Genomic DNA, 20891 nt, shown 5'->3' with positions numbered 1-20891 from the left:
ATGAAAGCAACATACAAACACCAAAAACATTTTCTGACATACATGCTGGCGCTGCTGTGCCTCTCGGCAACGTATACCGCGGATTGCCAGCGTATCTACGATCACTCGTTCAGGGACATCAATGGTAAAAATGTCCGCCTTAAAGATTTCACCGGCAAAAAACTCCTTTTCATCATACTACCGGTGAGCGCAGTCGATTCAGTTGCCGCCCAGTTGAAAAGCTTTGTGGCAATCTATGGTGACAGGGTGCAGGTTATCGGTGTGTTATCGCAGGAAGACGGATATTCTAAGGGTATGAAAGCTGATATAAAGGCTATCTATCAGAACACCGGTATCCTGGTTACGGATATGATGGGTTCCAGGAAAGGAAATAATCAATCGCCGTTGATGAAATGGCTGACCAACAAAAATGAAAATGGTCACTTTAATATGGATGCAAAAGGACCAGGACAGAAGTTCTTTGTGAACGAACAGGGAAGGCTATATGCTGTTCTCGGACAATTATCTCTGTCGTCTCCTTTTATTAACAAGATTGTCAATGCCACAGCAGGCAACGATCGGCCTGATCCTGCAAAAGAGAAGATCAAACCATAAAAAACAAGAGCATGCAAAACAGGACATATTTTCAGATTATTATAGGAATAATAATTTTAACGATACCGGTTGCCGTATATGCCCAACACCGGCCGGGCGCTTATCCGGGTAAAGATACCACCAGTTTTGTTCGAACCTGGTCGGCCACTGCACCTATACAAGATGCCAATACAATTATAACCCGCCCTTTGAGCGATGTAAAGCAGACAACGCTCTATGTTGATGGACTGGGCAGGCCACTGCAAACAGTGATGCTCAACGGCTCACTGGCAACCGGAAACAACCCCACTGATATGGTGACGCCTGTGGAATATGATGACCTGGGCCGTGAAGTGTACAAGTGGAAACCTTATTCCTCAACAGAAAACAATGGTCTGTTTAAAACAGATCCCTTTGTCCAGCAGCAGGCATTCATGCAAGTGCAGTATGGCAACACTCAGGGCGACACCTACTTCTACGAAAAGACCGACTACGAGGCATCGCCACTAAACAGGCCCTTGAAGACCTATGCCGCCGGTAACAACTGGGTAGGGGCTAATAGAGGAGTAGAGGTGAAGTATTGGATGAATACCGCAACCGATGTTGTGAGGATCTGGACTGTAAATAATGTAAGTAGCGATTTTGGAACTTATACAAGCTCTGGCATCTATCCGGCAGGAACGTTATATAAGAATGTAACAGTAGATGAACATGGCAAGCAGATAATTGAGTTTAAGGATAAATCAGGTAAAGTAGTTTTAAAAAGAGTGCAGCTGACCGGCAATGCAGATGATGGCAGCGGCAATTCCCCTTCAGGCGATAGAGATATCGATGGCTGGTTATGTACTTATTATATCTATGACGAAGTAAATAATCTGCGCTGTGTAATACAGCCGGAAGGCGTAAAGACGTTGGCCGCTAATAGCTGGGTAATTGATTATAATTCCGCCGGACTGGCCGATGAACAATGCTTCCGTTACGAATATGACAAACAGAACAGGATAATAAGAAAAAAGGTACCCGGCGCAGGCGCCATGTATATGGTATATGATGCAAGGGAAAGGTTGGTAATGACACAGGACGCGAATCTGCGGGCGATCGGCAAATGGCTGGTAACTAAATATGATAACCTGAACAGACCGGTTGAAACGGGCAGGTGGGATAATAATGGAAATACCTTTGACACCCATTTAGGATTGGCGAATAATGCTGTGACAGAATATCCGGTTACCAACAGTGGCTATGAAATGCTTACTGTTACCCATTATGATGATTATGCTGGTCTTCCCGGTGGTTTGTTAGATTATATGCACTCCTGGGATATTTATTTTTCATCGACAAATAATGGTGCATGGCCTTATCCACAAATGCCGGTAAAAAGCCTTGACATAAAAGGTATGGTCACGTGGGGACAAACAAAGATACTGGGAACAAATAATTATTTATACAATGTAAAGTATTATGATGACAAAGGGAGGGTGATACAAATGCAGAGCACCAATATAACCGGCAGCCTGGATGTGGTCACTACCCAATACAACTGGTCTGGTCAGCCTTTAGTGATCGTACAAAAGCAAGAGGTGGCAACGGGTACTCCGCAAACTACGGTGGTGGTTACCCAAATGACATATGATTATCTTGGCCGGGTGACTAAAATAGAAAAGAAAACAAGTAATAGTTTGGTGAACAATGGCGTTATGCCAGGCAATTATACCGCCATAACACAAAATGAGTATGACAGACTTGGACAGTTAAAGAATAAAAGGCTGGGCGCGAACAATCTCGAAACATTAAACTTTGAGTATAATATTCGAGGCTGGCTGCTGGGTATGAACCGTGATTATTTGCTGGAAACAAACCCCTCTAATAATTATTTTGGTTTTGAACTGGGTTATGACAAACTGACCAATAAAACAGGCAAGAGTTTTTTGGCTGGAAGTAATAACGGAGAGTTTAATGGGAACATCAATGGCATGATCTGGAAAAGCAAAGGCGATCAGGTAAGAAGAAAATATGATTTTGAATATGATGCAGCAAACCGTTTGCTGAAAGGCGGTTTTGAGCAAAATGACAATGGCGCCAATTGGGGAAATGCTATAGTTAATTATAACGTAAACACTGCTTATGATAATAATGGCAATATTAAAAATATGACACAGTGGGGATTAAAGGTAGGCAGTAGCAGCCCCATAGACAACCTTACCTATCAATATATTACCGGCAGCAACAAATTGCTCTCAGTAAGTGAGGCCACCCTGGGAACAACCGATAACAAGCTGGGAGACTTTACAGATAGGAACTCTACGAATGATGATTATGATTATGATGTAAACGGTAATCTGAAATATGATAAGAACAAAGGTATCAGCAGTATTACTTATAATTTTTTAAACCTCCCAGAGATTATTACCATTACCGGCAAAGGAACTATTACGTATACTTATGATGCAGCAGGCAACAAAATAAAGAAAGTAACGATAGACAACACTATCTCCCCTGCCAAAACAACTACCACGCTATATGCTGGAGGATTGGTTTATGAAAACGATGTGTTGCAGTTTGTAGGGATGGAAGAAGGTCGTATACGATTTACTTCGGCCATTGGAGCCACAATTGCCAGATTCGATTATGATTATTTTATAAAAGATCATCTGGGTAATGTGCGTATGGTGTTGACGGAAGAGCAAAAACAGGATATTTATCCGGCTGCTACGCTGGAGAATGTCACTTATAATAATGGCACAGCCATTTCAGTGGAAGACGATTTTTATACTATTGATGCTACAAAAGTAGTTGATCAGGCTGCTGCCGCAGGCATGCCTGTTTATCAAAACAATAATGGGGTTTATAATAATAACTATTATAGTAATACGTCGGCTAACAGTACTAGATTGTATAAACTGAACGCTTCAGGAAATACTCCTGCTGATAAAACCGGCCTTGGTTTTATATTGAAAGTGATGGCCGGCGATGCCATTAACATTTTTGGCAGATCTTATCATAGGATGCCGGTAGCAGGGTATTCTTTACCTGTGAATGGAGCTATTGTGTCTGAATTAATTAATGGTTTTGCAGGTTCATCGTTAATATCTGCAAAAGGTGTTACCGGTTCTCAAATAACCGGCCAACCAGGATTTCCTACTTCTGTTAACCAGTTGATAGGTAACAAGCCTGACCAAAGCTCTGACAGGCCAAAAGCAGCAATAAACTGGATCATCCTTGATGAGCAATTCAAATGGCTAGGTGGAGGCTTCGATATGGTGGGAACTGCAGTTAATCCCGATGGTACATATAAAACGCATGATAATAGTACTATTCCTACTATTAATATTCCGAAAAATGGATACATTTATGTGTACTGTAGCAATGAAAGTAAGTACGATGTATTTTTTGATAACTTACAGGTGATCCATACGAAAGGGCCATTACTGGAAGAAACGCATTATTATCCGTTCGGGTTAACGATGGCGGGAATAAGCAGTAAGGCAGCTGGTGGTATGGATAATAAATTTGAGTATAATGGAAAGGAAAAGCAGGAAAAAGAGTTTAGTGATGGCAGTGGGTTAGAGTGGTATGATTATGGGGCGAGGATGTATGATGCACAGATAGGGAGGTGGAGTGTTAAGGATGCTAAATCCGAAATGTATTTATTCTATTCGCCTTATCATTATGCGTTAAATAATCCTGTACTATTTATTGATCCTGATGGGCATAGTTCAGAATCTACTCACACGGATGCTAACGGAAAAGTTGTTGCCGTATATGACGATGGTGATAACGGTGTATATATGCATAAAGAATTACCGAAGTCATTTGCTGCTACTGAAGCTGATAAAGGTGAACGATTGAGTTCAAAAGATGGAGTTAAAATGGGTGTAACAGAATATTGGGATGAATTCCGGAACGTTAATTATTCTACAGGAGAAACGGAACCCACTATTGCAAAGAATGCAAGAATAATTTTTAATGCATCATGGTCGCCAGATATCAAAGAACTACATGAACAATCAAAGGGTATGAGTTTAAAAGAAGTAGCTGCAAGGTCTACAACAGGAAAGGATTTTGATTTGAAAGTGAATACTAAGTATGCACCTTTTGGTCCATATACAGGTAAATTGTTAAATGGCAAATACGCATCTGCAAGATCGGCCGGTAACTATTTAGCAGGGTACAATGGTGCTACGCATATGATGTATGCAGCTAATCTTTCTTTTGATCAATATATGGGGCTGGCTGGGGCCTTACAAACGAAAGATTGGGATGGTCACGATGCATGGAAAGCTTTTAAAATAGTAATTGGTGGAGTTAGATATGGTAATGCCCCTTATTACGGAGAGCTGCCTTATACAGGACGCATGGTTGAACGTGGGTTTTATTATGGTATTCATAAAGATCGTGTAGGATTAGGACAAGAAACTAAAGAAAGTTTGACTATAGATGGGTATAAAATGGATCATTAATAATTAGAAAATGAAGCTATTTTTATTTGTTTTTGTATCATTTATGATTGTGTGTTGTAATTCTGATGAACTTTCTTTAAAAATCGGCAAGCTTAATGTTGTCGATTCTTCTAAGAGGGGGCTGTATTTTTATAGAGTAGTAAATGGCCTTAGTACCGATGCTTATTTTTTGAGTATGAAAAATGATATATCCAGGGGGTTTAACAATAAAGAAGATTTCTATTTCATGGTTATTGATCCTCTCATTTACTATAAAGTCAAAACGGATACAGTATTTATTTATACAGGGACACCGGCAATACCACCAGCTAAATTTGGGTTTATTGTTGTGCAAAAGTCTATTACAGCTTTAGAAGAAGAGCAGTATGAAAAAATGTATAAAAATAATGAAATTAAAAAAGTAGTTATAGATTCAATCTATACTCCAGATTGTAATGTAACTTATTAAATTGTGTTTAAGAAAGTGGATGTATTAAATGCAAAAGTAAGCATTTCAATGATGGCCATTGTGGAAAGTAGTTGGGTTATTATTCGGAAAGATCCGGCAGTGCTACTACTATACAAGAAATACTGTTCTCGTATGATACCGAATAAGGCTATAATAAAGATAGCCAAACATTTACTTAGTCGAATCAGGACAATATGGTTGAAGCAAACAAAATATGAAATTTGTATATTGAACTGATTGCTATGCGTTATTTAGGCATAGGACTTCTGGAATAAATAACGAAGGCAACCAAAATGATTGCCTTCGTCAACAGAAATATTCCGTCAGTATCAGGTTATCCCTACCGGGTTGCTCGCCAGCATTGCCCGGGTACGTTTAGTCTGACAAAATATAATTACAAAAATATTGATTACGACTTTTTAAGGGCGTAATCCGTTGAGTAAGCATTGCAGCATTTTCCTCGATTTGACTGTTCGCCGAGAATATAGACATCTTGTTTGATCATTGATAAGACATTACAGCTTTTTGTTTTAACAAACACAATAACTGCTAATTGAAGTGTACCTGAAAAATGTAAAAGATTAAATAAAATTAGTAACCATGGATTAAAGCCATATTAAGAAAATATTTTTGGACAATCGTGCAGAGAAAGCTCATCATTGAAATGCTTACATTATGCCAGCATTGATACATTAGAGAAAAATGAAAAAGGGGGGGATATATTTAGCCCATGTTACAAATCCCAAAGCGTTGGCGAAATTGGAATTTTATTTAGTAATTATAAAGAGAATACCCGGGCGTAAATCTCTTGTTTATAAAATTGACGATAAGAAAAAAGGTATTCGATTGTCGAATGAATATATTGCCTTAGTAAAGGAGCAGGGCAAAGCAAATTGGGGATGGTTTTTTATTGACAATGGAAAAGTAGTAAGCGAATTGCCAAATATCAATAAGGTTCTTGATAGCATAAGATCTACTTTTTCAAAAAGGTTTTTGTAACGGAAACTAATGCGTATATTCAAGTAGTTTCAGATTCTCAGAAAAGTAAACTAATAAATTATGGAAATTTAATGCCCAAATGTAAAAGATTGAATTTCGATACCATGCCCTACGTTCTTTACAAATGCCAAACTGATACAATAATTGCTTGTTCCGGTGATCCTGAAACTATATTCAATCAGAAAAGCGGGCTCTTTTTTGTTCCTCCTCCTGGGTTAGGAGTCATTAATAAGTATAAAAAGAGTGATGTTTTTAGAATTATTGATTCCTTGTCAAGACTTGGCTCCGTTCAAGGTGCAATGCATATAAAACCTTTTTGAGAAAAGGTCAGTTTGTAAAAATGTTATGAATTCCGATAATACAAAAGCCGCTTTTCACCAGCGGCTTTTGTACTTTTAGAAATGGGTAATTTTTTATGAAGTTTTAAATTCCAGCTAAATACCTACTGTATCACCCGCTCCACCACCGGCGAATACACAAATTGCCCATCACGTGCAATGGCTGCTACCCTGAACCAATACTTCTTCACCGATTGCAGCCCCCTGAATGTATGTTTCGCGTCCTTACTGAATACCTGAGTCCAGGCGGTTTCCGAGGAGGGTTCCTGGTCAGTATACTGATGTATGTATACCCGTGCGCCACGTAACCGCTTCACCCGGGTGGTTGCTATACCGGGCGGGCCTAACTCAACCTTCAGTAGCTTAATAACCGGCTCTTCCCTGTTGTTGTATTTTCCTGAAATCGTAAAACCGCTGCTTAATAACATCAACCTGTTGCCCTTACAGGTGAGGGTTACATAATCTGCCACTTCTGTTAGTAAGGAGGTAAGAATAAGTTTCTGCTTTTTTTTACGCTCAATAACTTCTTTATCCCGGTTCATTGAATGGCCTACCAGGGATATGAATTCAGGCAATAATTGGCTTGCTGTTTCCAGGGCGGCAGGTGGGGCAGGAAAGAAGGGATTGTTGGTCATTTTATCACGTACCCGATATCCCGTGGCTATCAGTTCACTGTCGCGTTCGCGTTTGATACTTAAGATCCTGTTTTTCATATTAATAAACTTTGCAAGGTTAAAGATTGAATTGCAATGGCTACTTCTCAGGACCTTATAAGTTTATTGGCCTATAAATGTGCGTTTTCTACACAGAGCAGGGGGAGAAACTGATTTCCGTCATCTATTTTAGTATGTCCCTGACTGAAAGCAGGGCGTTTCTGCTCAACCAGGGTGTATTGCTCGCGTATTCTTTGCTGTTAATGCATTACAATGACTTATTACTTACTTACAATGCTGCATAGCTAACGAACTTTTTTATATAGCTTCATGACATTTTATTATTACCTGCTGATTTTGGATCATAGCTTCGTGACTTTTATTAGAAAGTACGTGACTTTGGATAGAAAGTACGTGACTTTGATCTGAATGTACGTGACTTTGGATAATTACTTTGCGAGATAGGAATACAAGTCGCGAAGTATTGCACTAAAGTCGCGTAGTTATGTACCAATGTTGCTGAGTTATGGACCAAAGTTGGCGAGTAACGAAGCAAAGTCGCTCTGTAATGCTTCGTTGCAAGTGACTTATGAATTAAAGTACGTGACTTATGTTAGCAATACGCGAACTTATATACCATTGTTAGCGAGTAACACAGCAAAGTTGGTGAGCAATGCCACAAAGTCGCTAAGTAATGCTCCAATGTAAGTGACTTATGTTCCAAAGTACGTGATTTATGTTGGCGTTACGCGAAGTTATATTCCGTTGTTAGCGAGTTATTCTGTAAAGTCACAGAGCTACAGTCCAGAGTTGGTGAGCAACAGACCAAAGTTGGCGAGTAATACTACAGAGTTGCTGTGTAATACTACATTGCAGGTGATTTATGTTCTAAAGTACGTTCTTGTGTTGGTATTACGCGAGGTTCTACGCCGTTGTTTGCGAGTAAACGCAGCAAACAACGGCGGGCAATGATCAGGAGTAGCCGGGTAATGGTAGAAAGTCAATAAGGAACCCGGCATTGCATGCGTGTAATGACCCATAATCGGGCTAAAACGCCTCAGCGCAGGACAAAAATGTTATGGAGTTAGTTCTGAAGAAAGAAAATAAGCCTACAAAACCATATCAAACCGCTGTTCAATAAGCGGTTTGCCAAACCCGGTGGAAGGCTTTTCTTCGGTTAGCGTAAAACCGATCTTCTGGTACAAATGATGCGCTGTGTCCAGTTCGTTTGTAGTCCACAAATAGGCATTCTTATATTTGCAGGCTTTGGCAAACTCTATAAACAACCGAAGCAGTTTATTTCCTAATCCAATTCCCCGGTATTCGGGCAGGATAAGAAAATAACGTAATTGGGCAGTCTCGCCCCGGTTCTTTAAAAGGAGACAACCAATCATTTTGCCGTTATCTTCAGCGATCCAGAGGCGTTCATTGGCGGGGTTGTAAGTAGTGTAGAATTCATGTAACCCACCGGCCACAATAGATTCAAAGGAAACGCCATGGTCATATTCCTGCTGGTAAAGAACGCCATGCAGGTAAATCATCATACCCAGATCGCCCGGGCGAATATCAGTTCGTATAGTAATGTCGGTTGATTGTTGCATGTTAATTACTGATTTTTGAAAGTATTTTTTGAATACCATCCATGTGCACGATCAGTTGTTCTACTTCCTGATTGTTTAATCCTGATAACAGCTCCGCTATCTGATTTTCGGTTGATCTATTGATGGCCAGGAATTCTTTTTCTCCCTTAGCCGATAGCGAGATGTCCTGTGCCCGGGTGTCGGTTTTGTCGGTTTTTCTTTTGATCAATCCTTTTTTATCGAAACTCAAAAGCATGCGGCTTAAATAGCTTTTGTCCATGCTCAACAGTTCTGTTATTTCCCTGGAGGTGATTTGTTTGTGATGATATATTTCATACATCACCCGTACTTCCGGCAACGTATAATGGCTGTCGTTCAGGTACTTGTTTAGCAACCCGATGACCCTTGTATAGAACCTGTTAAAAGCCCTGATCTTATTTACTTTTTCCTGATTCATGGTACAAATGTCGTAAATAGTTGACAAAGTCAACTAAAAATTTTGCCCAAAATTTTGTATTTTAGTACTCTTTCTTACTTATGAAAATATTGTTATTTGTTTGCTCCTTTTTATTATCCGCAGTTACCTGCTGCTGGTGCCAGCAGGATGATAAGATAGATTGGGATTATATCCGTATTAACCATTTGTCGCAAGGTGATCATAAGACGACAATTATAAAAACTTTTGGCAAACCGGCTAAAATTGAGAAAGTACAGTCCATGGATGATGAGTGGTATGCTTATCATTACAAAAACTCCATCATTCAGGTGTCGCCCGATGGCTATTTGCAGGGGTTTGAGATCTATGATACCAACTTTGTGCTGACTTATAAATCAACTAAAATAAAGGTGGGGGACTCCATTGCCATTCTTAAAAAGATGTTCCCGGGATCTTATAAGGATTATTTAAAAGAGAAGTCGGGTTATTTTCGATTGCAGTTCGGCGATTCAGATGAATATCTTTTCTTTATTATTAAAAATAACAGAATAGCACATTTCAAAAACTGGTTCGATAATACCTGAGCCGCCTTGCAGCAGTATTAATTTAAATTTCTATTTTATATTGCCCCGCATCCTCCGCATCCCATTTATTACTTTTCATCACCTCTTCCAGCCAGGCTTTTTCATTGGGTGCATTGTCGGCCATACCTAACTGGTGTATCAGCTGCCAGCTGTTGATCACCGCCTCTTTAAACCAGGGCATTTCTTTGGCCAGTGTGAACAGTTTTACAAATCCTTTCAGTGCTTCTTTTTGCTTTAACAGGTAATACGCATGTTGCGTTCTGAAGTGCGGACTATAATAAAACTCATCATTTGCCCAGTTCCAGGTATCGTCAGTGGTATCGGGGTGTTGCTGCAGCCAGTCGAGCGCATATAAAGGGGAGGGTAGAATATTTCCATCAAAACCCACCAATTGGGCAAATGAAAGGGATAACTCACCGGTACGTGGCAACCGTTCCTGCAACACTTCATTATACAATGCATGTGCCGCTTCGGTTTTACCGGTAACATGGTAAACATCTGCCAGTATTATCTTAGCCCGGGTATTGCCTGCATCGAGGACCAATCCATTGCCGGCATTGGTTTCTGCTTCTGTATAATTGGTAAGGACCAGGTTGGTCTTTGCCAGTGCTGCCCAGTAATTGGCATTGTACCGGTCGTTTTCATTGGCATGCGCATTGGCAATTTCCAATGCGCGTGGTGCATACCGGTCGTCGGTAAAGCGCTCAATGATCTGCCACAGTTGCAGGTCATTCCCCATAATACTATCGAGGATGGAATAAATAAGGCCCCGTCTGTCGGGTTTCGATTGTATCGTTTTCCAGGTTTCAAATTGTTCGGGGAAGGCCACGGCAAAGGTCATTACCTCATTGGTTTCTTTGTTCCGCATTTTAAGGCCCGTATTCAGGCCGGGTTTGGAGTGATACCGCGGAATGGTGGACTGGAATTCCCATTCAAAAATTTCTGCTGGGGTAGGGGATACTCCGGCACCTTGAGAAGGTTCTGCTGCTGACCTGTTGAAATGATTATTGAAAAAGCTCATCTGCCTACATTAAAATTGCTGTCAAAGTAAATAAAATTATAAACAATAGCCTATTTTACTCAACCAGGGCTATGGGCCCGTGAACTGTGAACTGGAAAACTGTGAACTATCTTCCTGACATTTTTATTAAGTTTCTTGCATTGCCCACCTTTTAACGGGAAATTTCGTCTTGCTGTATTATTTTGAGTCAGCCCCAACACTGAGAACTGGTAACTGGTGTCTGGAAACTGAGAGCTGTGAACTGATAACTATGAACTGCGTACTGGAAACCAGGAGCCCTGAACTATAAAAGGTGACCCTCAAACTGGTTGTCCCCGGCAACAGGTAACCGGTAACTGTAAACTTAAACTATAACTGGTTTTGATTGTATCTTGCCAGTGGTTCCATACTAATAAATCTTGTTCATTATTTCTTTCTTTATCATAAAAGTATGCACCTGAAAACAATTATTCGTTTTTCCTTCTTACTGGCGGCTGTAAGCCCTTTTTCGCAAACCTGTGCGCAGCAACCACTCACTTTGTGGTATGAACAACCTGCTGCTGCCTGGACCGATGCCCTGCCGCTTGGGAATGGCCGTTTGGGCGCCATGGTTTTTGGTGGTGTTGGAGAAGAACATTTACAGCTGAATGAAGAAACGTTGTGGAATGGCCGTCCCCGTAATTATGCCCATCCCGGCGCGGTGCAATACCTGCAACCTATTCGCCTGTTACTGGCCGAAGGCAAACAAGCCGAAGCCGAAGCAATGGCCTCAACATATTTTATGGGGTTGAAAGATCCCGACGATAGCGCCTATAACATACAAAAGGATGCCTGGTTTAAAAAGGTAAGGGCGCAGGAAGCGCTGGCAGCTGCCGGTTATAACGATACAGGCTGGCCCGCCATGCAATTGCCCACGCCCGAGGGGTGGGAGCGCACCAGTCTCATGGGTACAGATGGCGCTTTGTGGTTTCGCACTTCGTTTGAAGTACCGGCAAAATGGCTGGGGAAGAACCTGGTGCTCGATCTCGGTCGCATTCGAGATATGGATTTTACCTATGTGAACGGTAAATTGGTTGGGTCGGATGAAGGCATCAGCAAAAAAAGAAAATATATCATTCCCGCAACTTTGTTAAAGGAAGGAAAAAACACAGTAGCCATACAGGTTATTAATTTTTTTGATAAGGGTGGTTTTACCGGGGTGAAAAGCGGCCGTACCCTTGTCGTTTATCCGGAAGGTGGTGATGTAGATTCGGCAGCGCTTAATAACTCCTGGAAATATTTCATTCAGGATGATAACCCACCAGCCATGCCGCGGTATGAAGCCGATTATCAGCCTTTCGGCGATCTGTATTTCCGGTTTGTGCATGGCAATGATTACAGTAATTACAAGCGTTCGCTTGACCTCGACAGCGCCCTTTCAAAAATTTCTTACACGGTAAATGGTGTAACGTATGATCGCGAATATTTTATCAGCGTGCCGCACCAATGCCTTGCCATGCGATTTACAGCCAGTAAACCCGGCGCTTTATCAATGCAGGCCTTATTGAATACCCCGCATAGAAAGTATGTGGTTAAGAAAATAGATGCGCATACGCTGTCTGTTTCATTACAGGTAAGCAATGGGGTATTGAAAGGCGTGGGTTATTTGTATGCGGTGACCAGTGGCGGAAAATTAACGGTGAGCGACACTGCCATCAGCATACAACAAGCTACAGAAGCTGATCTTTACTTTGTTGCGGCCACCAATTTTAAAAATTATAAAGAGGTGTCCGGCGATCCGGTTGCCGCCTGTAGAACAGCACTGGCGCGTAGTCAGCGTACACCATATAGTGCCATAAAAGCGGCGCATGTGAAAGATTACCGGCAGTTATTCAATTCATTCGGCTTTATTGTCCCCGCTGGTAAAAACGCTGCATTACCCACCAATGAGCGCATCCGCCAATTCAATATGCAGGACGATCCTTCGCTGGTGTCGTTATTTGTAATGTACAGCCGCTACCTGTTGATTGCTTCTTCGCGGCCCGGTACCCAACCCGCCAATTTGCAGGGTATCTGGAACGATCTGTTAACGCCGCCCTGGGGCAGTAAATACACGACTAACATTAATCTGCAAATGAATTACTGGCCGGCTGAGGTGTTGAATTTGCCGGCCTGTACGCAACCGCTGTTTGCGATGATGAAGGAATTGGCGGAGGTGGGTAAAAAAACTGCACAGGAACATTACGGCGCACCGGGTTGGGTGTTGCATCACAATACGGATCTGTGGCGGGGCACGGCGCCCATCAATGCGAGTAACCATGGTATTTGGGTTACCGGCGGGGCCTGGTTGTGTTTGCATCTCTGGGAACATTTTCAATTCACACAGGACACAGCGTTCCTGCGGGAACAATATCCCATTATGAGGGGCGCTGCACAATTCTTTAATAAGTTCCTGGTAAAAGACCCTAAAACCGGTTACCTCATCAGTACGCCGTCGAACTCACCGGAGCATGGTGGACTGGTGGCAGGGCCAACCATGGACCACCAGATCATTCGGGAGTTGTTCAGGAATACCATTGCTGCCGCGGCTGTACTCAAAACAGATGCGGCTTTTTCGGATACGCTGAAAGCGTTGATCCCGCAAATTGCGCCGAATACGATCGGCAAACACGATCAACTGCAGGAGTGGATGGAAGATGTTGACGATATAAAAGACCAGCACCGGCATATCTCGCATTTATGGGGCGTGTTCCCGGGCGCTGATATTACCTGGAAAGATTCTGCTTTGATGAAAGCTGCCCGTCAGTCCCTGCTCTACCGCGGCGATGGGGGAACCGGCTGGAGCCTGGCCTGGAAAGTGAATGTATGGGCGCGGTTTAAAGATGGCGATCATGCATTGAAGATGATAAAGAATTTATTCACCCCGGCCATTAATGAATTGGGGTATGAAAGGGGAGGCGTATATAATAACCTGTTCGATGCGCATCCGCCATTTCAGATCGATGGTAACTTTGGCGGCGCTTCGGGTATTGCTGAAATGCTGGTACAAAGCCATACCGGTGTTATTGAATTGCTGCCGGCCTTACCTTCCGAATTGCCCGATGGCGAGGTGAAAGGTATTTGCGCCCGCGGTGGTTTTGTGTTGGATATGAAATGGTCAGCTGGAAAATTGCAACTGGTGAAAGTGTTGTCAAAAAGTGGAAATACCTGTCACCTGAAATATGGATCACAGGAGATTGAGTTGGCTACAAAGAAAAAAGGCAGTTATACGTTTAGTGGTAGCTTGAAGTAAATAAAAACATGATGTTCCGAACCATAATAAAAAGCTTTCTTGTTCTTTATATCTTCTTGTGTGCGCAACAGGCTTCCGCGCAGGGAAGAGTAGATGTTTCCCTAAACGATTCCTGGTACTCCATCGCCAGCGACAGTAATCAGCATGCGTATGATGGGTTTGAAAATGCTGCTTTCGGTACCACCGGCTGGCAGCAGGTGAGTGTTCCGCATAACTGGGATGCCTACGAAGGGTATCGCCGCCTGCATCATGGCAACCGCCATGGGTATGCCTGGTATCGCCGTACCTTTTCGGTGGCCCGCAAGGAAAAAGACAAGCGCTATTTTTTATGGTTCGAAGGGGTTGGCTCTTTTGCAACGGTATGGGTGAATGGTAAAAAAGCAGGTGCGCATGCCGGTGGCAGAACAACGTTTACCTTAGATGTCACTGATTTAATTTTCGACAATAACCAACCCAACATATTGGCGGTACGGGCCGATCATCCGGCCAATATCAGCACCCTGCCCTGGGTGTGTGGCGGCTGTTCCGATGAACGGGGTTTCAGCGAAGGTTCGCAGCCAATGGGTATTTTCAGGCCCGTGCATTTGATCACCACGAATGCAGTCCGGGTGGAACCGTTTGGCGTGCATCTCTGGAATGATACAACGGTGTCAGAAAGATCGGCCCGCCTGCAACTGGCTACTACGGTTAAGAATTACAGCGATAAACCGGTTACCATTTCTATCAGGCAACGATTGTTGAATAAAGCAAGGCAGCTGGTAGCCACAACAACGGCTAACAGCAGCCTGCAACCAGGTGCTGTAGCGGAAACAATACAGCAGTTGCCCGAAATAAAGACACCGCATTTATGGTCGTTGAACGATCCGTATTGTTACACCCTGGTTACGGAAGTGGTAGCAGATGGTAAGGTGATCGATGTTACGGAAACGCCTTATGGTATAAGATGGATTAGCTGGCCGGTAGGCAGGTCAGGCGGTTCCAAACAATTTCTGCTGAATGGAAAACCGGTCTTCATAAATGGCATTGCAGAATATGAACATTTAATAGGCGCCAGTCATGCCTTCAACGAGCCGGAAGTACGCGCCCGCGTACAGCAGATAAAAGCAGTTGGTTTCAACGCTTTTCGCGATGCGCATCAGCCGCATAACCTGCTGTATCAACACCTGCTCGATAGTATGGGACTGCTGTGGTGGACACAGCTCAGCGCCCACGTATGGTACAATACGCCGGAGTTTAAAAACAACTTTAAAACCTTATTGAAAGAATGGGTGATAGAACGGCGCAACAGTCCGTCCCTGGTACTGTGGGGGCTGCAGAACGAAAGCAAGCTTCCGGAGGATTTTGCCCGGGAATGCACTGAACTCATTCGTGAGCTGGACCCCACTGCCTCGGGCCAACGAAAAGTAACCACCTGTAACGGCGGTGAAGGAACCGATTGGGATGTGCCGCAAAACTGGACGGGCACCTATGGCGGCAATCCCGCCAATTATGCCAGCGATGTCATACGGCAACAGTTGATCGGCGAGTATGGCGCCTGGCGCACGCTTGATTTGCATACCGAAGGCGGCTTTGACCAGAACGGGGCCTTAAGCGAAGACCGCATGACCCAATTGATGGAAATGAAAGTTCGGTTGGCCGAGTCGGTGAAAGACAGCACCTGCGGTCATTTCTTCTGGCTCTATACCTCGCACGATAATCCCGGCCGGGTGCAGAGTGGGGAAGGGTACCGCGAGCTTGACCGTATTGGTCCGGTTAACTACAAAGGGCTGCTAACGCCCTGGGAAGAACCGCTGGATGTTTTCTATATGTTCCGCGCCAATTATGCCCCGGCAGCCACATCGCCCATGGTGTACATTGTATCGCACACCTGGCCTGGCCGCTGGACGGAACCCGGAAAAAAAGACGGAATTGTCGTTTACTCCAATTGTGATGAAGTAGAACTGTTCAATGATGTAAATAATGTGTCACTGGGTAAACGTACCCGAAAGGGCATTGGTACCCATTTTCAATGGGACAGTGTTGATATCAAATACAATGTATTGTATGCTGTTGGGTATGTAAAGAGGAAAAGAGTGGCGGAAGATTATATCGTATTACACTATTTGCCACAGGCGCCCAATATAAAACGGTTAGCTAAAGGTTCGTCTTTGCCCTCTACAGAAGGAATGTTAACTGGTATTGTCGCTCCCAACCCGGCGTATAATTATTTGTACCGGGTGAATTGCGGCGGCCCCGATTACAAAGACAGTAACGGAAATACCTGGTTGGCAGATCGTGAAAAAAGTGCTGCCAATACCTGGGGTTCTGTTTCCTGGACAAATCAATTCCCCGGCATGCCGGCTTTCTTTGCCAGCCAACGCCAAACCTATGATCCCATTGCCGGTACGGTCGACTGGCCGCTGTTCCAGCCTTTCCGGTACGGATTGCAACAACTGCGTTATGAGTTCCTGGTACCCGATGGCGATTACCGCGTGGAATTATATTTTACTGAACCCTGGTGGGGAACCGGCGGTGGAATGAACTGCAAAGGCTGGCGTATGTTTGATGTGGCTATCAATAATAAAACACTTATTAAAGACCTCGATATCTGGGCAGAAGCCGGGCACAACCGGGCGTTGAAGAAAGTGGTGAATGCATATGTTACCGGCGGCCAATTAATCATTTCATTTCCGCATAGCGCAGCCGGCCAGGCTATTATTTCGGCCATTGCCATTGCAACGGCCAGTCAAAAAGCGGAAGCAGCCGAACCGTCACCTGCATTGATCTCTAATCTTGTAAAGAGGCACGAAAACACTGAGATAAGAGCAAGGTCCTGGTTGAATGCAGGTGATCAGCAATATATCGACAGCACTAGTGCATTTACCGCATTGCCCCCTACATTATATGGTGCTGAATGGCTGCAGATGCCTGATATTAGGTCATCTGAAGAGATAAGCAACTGGGCTTCATTCAGCGTTACTGCCGATGCTGATGTGTTTGGTGCTGCGGATAGCAGTGCGCAACTGCCTTCCTGGTTGGAGACATATGAGGATACAAAGATGTCACTGCGAACGGTAAAGAATGGAAAGGCCCATACGTTTAAACTATATCGTAAGCGCTATCCTGCAAATGCTTCAATTGCATTAAGTTCGAATGGTGGCAGCCACAGCGGGGAGATGTATTCAGTGATAGTAATGCCCGTAACCACCTTACAACCACCTTTCGATCAAAAGCCCACTACGAGCTATAAAATGGATAAGGCCGAAATAACAGGGGAAGGCGCTGTAAGGCAAACCGTCAATAAACGCGACGCAGTGGTGTTCACAAAGCCTGTCGGCCCGCAGGTTGATGTTACCATTAACACCGGTGTAGGCGATGTATACTCGATCACGTTCAGGTATTTTAATCCTTCCGCAGAAACGAAGAAAGCCAGCTGGCAACTGATTGCCGCAGATGGTACAGTAATGAAAACAGAGCCAATGGAATTTACCACTACCCGCGAAGGGAAATGGAATTATTTTACTGCTACCAGCGGCTCCATGATCAACGCCGGAAGGTATACCGTACGCATAACCGCGGTTGATGCGGAGGGGGTGGCCATTGGTGGGGTTGATGTGCAATAACTGACGAGGTAAGAGGTAGGAAGTAGGAAGTAAGAAGTAAGAAATACAGTTTGATTTTAGTTATTAAGTGCGAATATCGGAGGTTCTCCTACTTCTTAACTCCTACTTCCTGCTTCATTGCCCTAAACTATTCAAATAAACTTCCAGATTGGTATATCCCGAAGCAGTAACCGTATTTCCATCCCCCGCATCATTAGGGTTTAATCCATTCTTTGTTTCATATTCATCAGGCATTCCATCCCCATCTGTATCGCGTAAAGGTGTGGCTGTGTGATAAGTGGCCCAACCGCCAACTGCGGCCGGACTGTCAATGATGCCTGCTTTGCCAAACACGCCCTGTCCGGAAGCAATTTTGTGTTGCACTTCATAAATGACCCTGATGTCGGTGGAATCTCTTTTAGGCAGCGTGGCGCCGGCGCCGGCCAGTACGGCTTTATATGCTTCCTTGGCAACCTGGTTATTGGAGATGCGCATGACCGGAAAAACTGTATCGGCTTTGGCCATACTACGGGTTGAGTCGGGCAGTTCAGTGAGATCAACGCCCAGCCAGTTATTTTGGGTGAGCTCTTTGTTGCCCGCCATATAATTGCCGGCAATGAACCATTTCCCCACACGGTTATCCGGATTTTTGGCGTACAACGCATGCAGGAATTGCAGGGTGTCGGCGGTGGCTGGCCCCGGTTGATAATAATTGTTTACGATATTCACCCGCGAAATGCCACCGGGGATCTTTATATCGCCGCCATAGCAGGCATTTTTGCTGCCCCAGTTATAATTGACGTTATTGCGGTAATCAACGATCGCCATGGTATCGTGCGCCCGGGCTCCATTGAACCGTACCGTTCTATTGTTCAAATGAGCCAGCAGGTTATGATGAAAAGAAGCGTATTGTCCGCCCCAAACGCCGCCGTATGACCGATGTCCTTTGTGATGCCCCGCTTCATACAGTCCTTCGCTTACTATACACCATTGAATGGTGATGTTGCGGCAATCGTAGGCAGCCACCACTTCTTCATTCGCCCAGCTGAAAGAACAATGATCAATAATGATGTCGTGGCAGTTTTCGATGTCGAGGCCGTAAACGCCCAGCGAATAATTGCTGCCGGGTCTTGAGCGAATGTAACGGATAATGATGTTTCCCTGGTTCCCGGGTTTACCTGCTCCATTGATGATAAATGAATGGCCTTTCAGGCAAATGCCATCGCCCGGCGCGGTTTGTCCGGCAATGGTCACATTCGATCTTTTTAACACCAGCGGGGCGTTCAGTTCAATAACGCCCGAAACCTGGAAAACAATGGTGAGCGGATCATTGGGGTAAGCAGCCAGGGCCTGGCGAAAACTGCCCGGCCCGTCATTTTGCAGGTTGGTGACAATGGCCACTTTGCCACCCCGTCCGCCGGTGGCATATTTGCCATATCCTTCGGCGCCGGGAAATGCAGTTAACTGAGCTTTTGTATTTTTAAACGCTGATAGTATAAGGAAAGCAAGAAATATTGTTCTAATAGTAGGGCTTTTGAAGCTATTCTTCATGACGGCTTTTTTATTGTGCACGGTTTCGGCGTTAAAAGTAATAAATAACTGTAAGACGCTTTCAAAATGGCATTGGTTGTATAAAACGTATGGCGTACGCTTATATCTTTGCAAAATTTGATGGCTAATGCCACTAATTACAGGCAGGGCACATCTAATTACCGACTAAAACATTGATCTTGAAAAAAAGTATAGCTATAATTTTTTGGCAGGTATGTATACTTTCTGCATGGACGCAAACCGGCGAAAAAACAGTGCTGGAAAAGGTGATGCAACAGATCTACGAACAGGTAAGAACGCCGCATAAATATGGCCTGGTAGTGGTGCCGGCCGATAATGGAAAAAAGCTGGATTGCCCCACGGTTTTCAGGAAGGGGAACAATTGGTACATGACCTATGTGGTTTTTGATGGCCGTGGCTATGAAACCTGGCTGTCGCAAAGCAACGACCTGTTGCACTGGAAAACAAAAGGCCGCCTGTTATCATTTTCAACGGATACCACTTTATGGGATGCCAATCAAAAAGCCGGCTATGTAGCCCTGGAAGATATTCAATGGGGGGGAAGCTATCAATGGCAGCCCTACAATAAAAAATACTGGCTATCGTATTTTGGTGGCCGCGAGCGTGGGTATGAAGCGGGGTTGTTATCGCTGGGTATCGCGTATACCACAAAAGATCCTTCAAAACCGCATGAGTTCCAGCGCCTGCCTCAACCCGTATTGACCAGTAAGGATGCCGATGTACGCTGGTGGGAAAATAAAAAGCAATTTAAAAGCTCGGTTATCTGGGATAAACAAAAAGTTACCGGTCATCCCTTTGTGATGTATTACAATGCCAATGGCGATACGGCCATTGACAATAGGAAAACCCGCTGGTACGAGCGTATTGGGATGGCTGTTTCTGACGATATGGTGCACTGGAAACGGTTCAACACAGAACCCGTCATGCACCATCCTGCTGGCATCACCGGTGATGCCGTTATTCAAAAGATCGGCGATGTGTATGTGCTATTTTATTTCGGCGCTTTCTGGCAGGATCGCAAAGGCGCTTTTAACCGCTTTGCCTGTTCATACGATCTCGTTCATTGGACCGACTGGAAAGGCGATAACCTGATTGAATCTTCCGCTCCGTATGACGAACGGTATGCCCATAAATCATTTGTTGTTAAGCATAACGGTGTTGTATATCACTTCTATTGCGGCGTAAATAACAAAGAGCAACGTGGCATTGCGGTGGCCACTTCGAAGGATCTGGGTGTTAGCAATGTAGAGTTTGTTAAATAAGGTGGCTGTTACCGGTTGCCAGTTACCAGTTACCGGGCCTATAATGTCGATCATGCTGCCTGTAGTCGGGGTCTCCGAATTTTTTGCCCTGGTAACCGGGACCCGGTAACCGGTAACTATTTCACCATTCACGA

The 20891-nt window shown here is 44.0% G+C and carries 13 protein-coding genes; 8 read left to right on the top strand and 5 right to left on the bottom strand.

All coding sequences use genetic code 11. From position 1 onward, the window contains the following. The 4 genes from A3860_RS04550 to A3860_RS04530 all read left to right on the top strand — a co-directional run bounded on the left by A3860_RS04550 (position 1) and on the right by A3860_RS04530 (position 6480). Positions 1 to 594, top strand: coding sequence for a thioredoxin domain-containing protein (locus A3860_RS04550; RefSeq protein WP_081145366.1), 594 nt, complete (start codon positions 1 to 3; stop codon positions 592 to 594). Positions 595 to 605: 11 nt separating this feature from the next. Further along, complete coding sequence (locus A3860_RS04545) at positions 606 to 5033, top strand: DUF6443 domain-containing protein (protein ID WP_081145365.1); 4428 nt, start codon at positions 606 to 608, stop codon at positions 5031 to 5033. Positions 5034 to 5043: 10 nt separating this feature from the next. Further along, positions 5044 to 5481, top strand: coding sequence for a hypothetical protein (locus A3860_RS04540; RefSeq protein WP_081145364.1), 438 nt, complete (start codon positions 5044 to 5046; stop codon positions 5479 to 5481). A 702-nt stretch (positions 5482 to 6183) separates the two neighbouring features. Further along, a complete protein-coding gene (locus A3860_RS04530) occupies positions 6184 to 6480 on the top strand; it encodes a hypothetical protein (protein WP_081145362.1) in 297 nt (98 codons plus the stop codon). Positions 6481 to 6922: 442 nt separating this feature from the next. Here the strand turns inward: A3860_RS04530 and A3860_RS04520 are convergent, their stop codons facing one another. The 3 genes from A3860_RS04520 to A3860_RS04510 all read right to left on the bottom strand — a co-directional run bounded on the left by A3860_RS04520 (position 6923) and on the right by A3860_RS04510 (position 9535). After that, positions 6923 to 7531, bottom strand: coding sequence for a hypothetical protein (locus A3860_RS04520; protein WP_081145360.1), 609 nt, complete (start codon positions 7529 to 7531; stop codon positions 6923 to 6925). Positions 7532 to 8580: 1049 nt separating this feature from the next. Further along, complete coding sequence (locus A3860_RS04515) at positions 8581 to 9072, bottom strand: GNAT family N-acetyltransferase (RefSeq protein ID WP_081145541.1); 492 nt, start codon at positions 9070 to 9072, stop codon at positions 8581 to 8583. Position 9073: 1 nt separating this feature from the next. Continuing rightward, positions 9074 to 9535, bottom strand: coding sequence for a MarR family winged helix-turn-helix transcriptional regulator (locus tag A3860_RS04510; protein ID WP_143773938.1), 462 nt, complete (start codon positions 9533 to 9535; stop codon positions 9074 to 9076). 53 nt (positions 9536 to 9588) lie between these two features. Between A3860_RS04510 and A3860_RS04505 the strand changes: the two genes are divergently transcribed. After that, positions 9589 to 10071 carry a hypothetical protein gene (locus tag A3860_RS04505; protein ID WP_081145358.1) on the top strand — a complete coding sequence of 161 codons (483 nt, stop codon included), beginning with the start codon at positions 9589 to 9591 and terminating at the stop codon, positions 10069 to 10071. Positions 10072 to 10093: 22 nt separating this feature from the next. Here A3860_RS04505 and A3860_RS04500 read toward each other — a convergent pair whose 3' ends face one another. After that, positions 10094 to 10939 (bottom strand): tetratricopeptide repeat protein, encoded by an 846-nt coding sequence (locus A3860_RS04500; protein ID WP_143773937.1) that lies wholly within the window; start codon positions 10937 to 10939, stop codon positions 10094 to 10096. A 583-nt stretch (positions 10940 to 11522) separates the two neighbouring features. On the opposite strand from A3860_RS04500, the gene A3860_RS04495 reads away from it, so the two are divergent. Together A3860_RS04495 and A3860_RS04490 are read left to right on the top strand one after the other, a co-directional pair. Next, complete coding sequence (locus tag A3860_RS04495; protein ID WP_081145356.1) at positions 11523 to 14342, top strand: glycoside hydrolase family 95 protein; 2820 nt, start codon at positions 11523 to 11525, stop codon at positions 14340 to 14342. Between the two features lie 8 nt (positions 14343 to 14350). Then, a complete protein-coding gene (locus A3860_RS04490) occupies positions 14351 to 17944 on the top strand; it encodes a malectin domain-containing carbohydrate-binding protein (RefSeq protein ID WP_245843476.1) in 3594 nt (1197 codons plus the stop codon). A gap of 114 nt (positions 17945 to 18058) precedes the next feature. On the opposite strand, the gene A3860_RS04485 is transcribed toward A3860_RS04490, so the two are convergent. Beyond that, the gene (locus tag A3860_RS04485) at positions 18059 to 19474 is read right to left on the bottom strand and encodes a hypothetical protein (protein ID WP_081145355.1); all 1416 of its coding nucleotides are present in this window, start codon (positions 19472 to 19474) and stop codon (positions 18059 to 18061) included. A 179-nt stretch (positions 19475 to 19653) separates the two neighbouring features. Here A3860_RS04485 and A3860_RS04480 point away from each other — a divergent pair, with 179 nt between their 5' ends. Next, on the top strand, positions 19654 to 20757 hold the full coding sequence (locus A3860_RS04480; RefSeq protein WP_081145354.1) for a glycoside hydrolase family protein: 1104 nt from the start codon (positions 19654 to 19656) through the stop codon (positions 20755 to 20757). The last annotated feature ends 134 nt before the right edge of the window (positions 20758 to 20891 follow it).

This window comes from Niastella vici (assembly GCF_002077945.1).
Lineage (GTDB): Bacteria > Bacteroidota > Bacteroidia > Chitinophagales > Chitinophagaceae > Niastella > Niastella vici.
Note: the sequence above shows the minus strand (reverse complement) of the source record. Positions and strands in the feature narration are given on the sequence as shown.

Coding starts and splice junctions, on each gene's coding strand:
- A3860_RS04505 (WP_081145358.1), top strand. CDS start 9,589: ATGAAAATATTGTTATTTGTTTGCTCCTTTTTATTATCCGCAGTTACC.
- A3860_RS04520 (WP_081145360.1), bottom strand. CDS start 7,531: ATGAAAAACAGGATCTTAAGTATCAAACGCGAACGCGACAGTGAACTG.
- A3860_RS04485 (WP_081145355.1), bottom strand. CDS start 19,474: ATGAAGAATAGCTTCAAAAGCCCTACTATTAGAACAATATTTCTTGCT.
- A3860_RS04550 (WP_081145366.1), top strand. CDS start 1: ATGAAAGCAACATACAAACACCAAAAACATTTTCTGACATACATGCTG.
- A3860_RS04490 (WP_245843476.1), top strand. CDS start 14,351: ATGATGTTCCGAACCATAATAAAAAGCTTTCTTGTTCTTTATATCTTC.
- A3860_RS04500 (WP_143773937.1), bottom strand. CDS start 10,939: ATGCGGAACAAAGAAACCAATGAGGTAATGACCTTTGCCGTGGCCTTC.
- A3860_RS04545 (WP_081145365.1), top strand. CDS start 606: ATGCAAAACAGGACATATTTTCAGATTATTATAGGAATAATAATTTTA.
- A3860_RS04495 (WP_081145356.1), top strand. CDS start 11,523: ATGCACCTGAAAACAATTATTCGTTTTTCCTTCTTACTGGCGGCTGTA.
- A3860_RS04540 (WP_081145364.1), top strand. CDS start 5,044: ATGAAGCTATTTTTATTTGTTTTTGTATCATTTATGATTGTGTGTTGT.
- A3860_RS04530 (WP_081145362.1), top strand. CDS start 6,184: ATGAAAAAGGGGGGGATATATTTAGCCCATGTTACAAATCCCAAAGCG.
- A3860_RS04515 (WP_081145541.1), bottom strand. CDS start 9,072: ATGCAACAATCAACCGACATTACTATACGAACTGATATTCGCCCGGGC.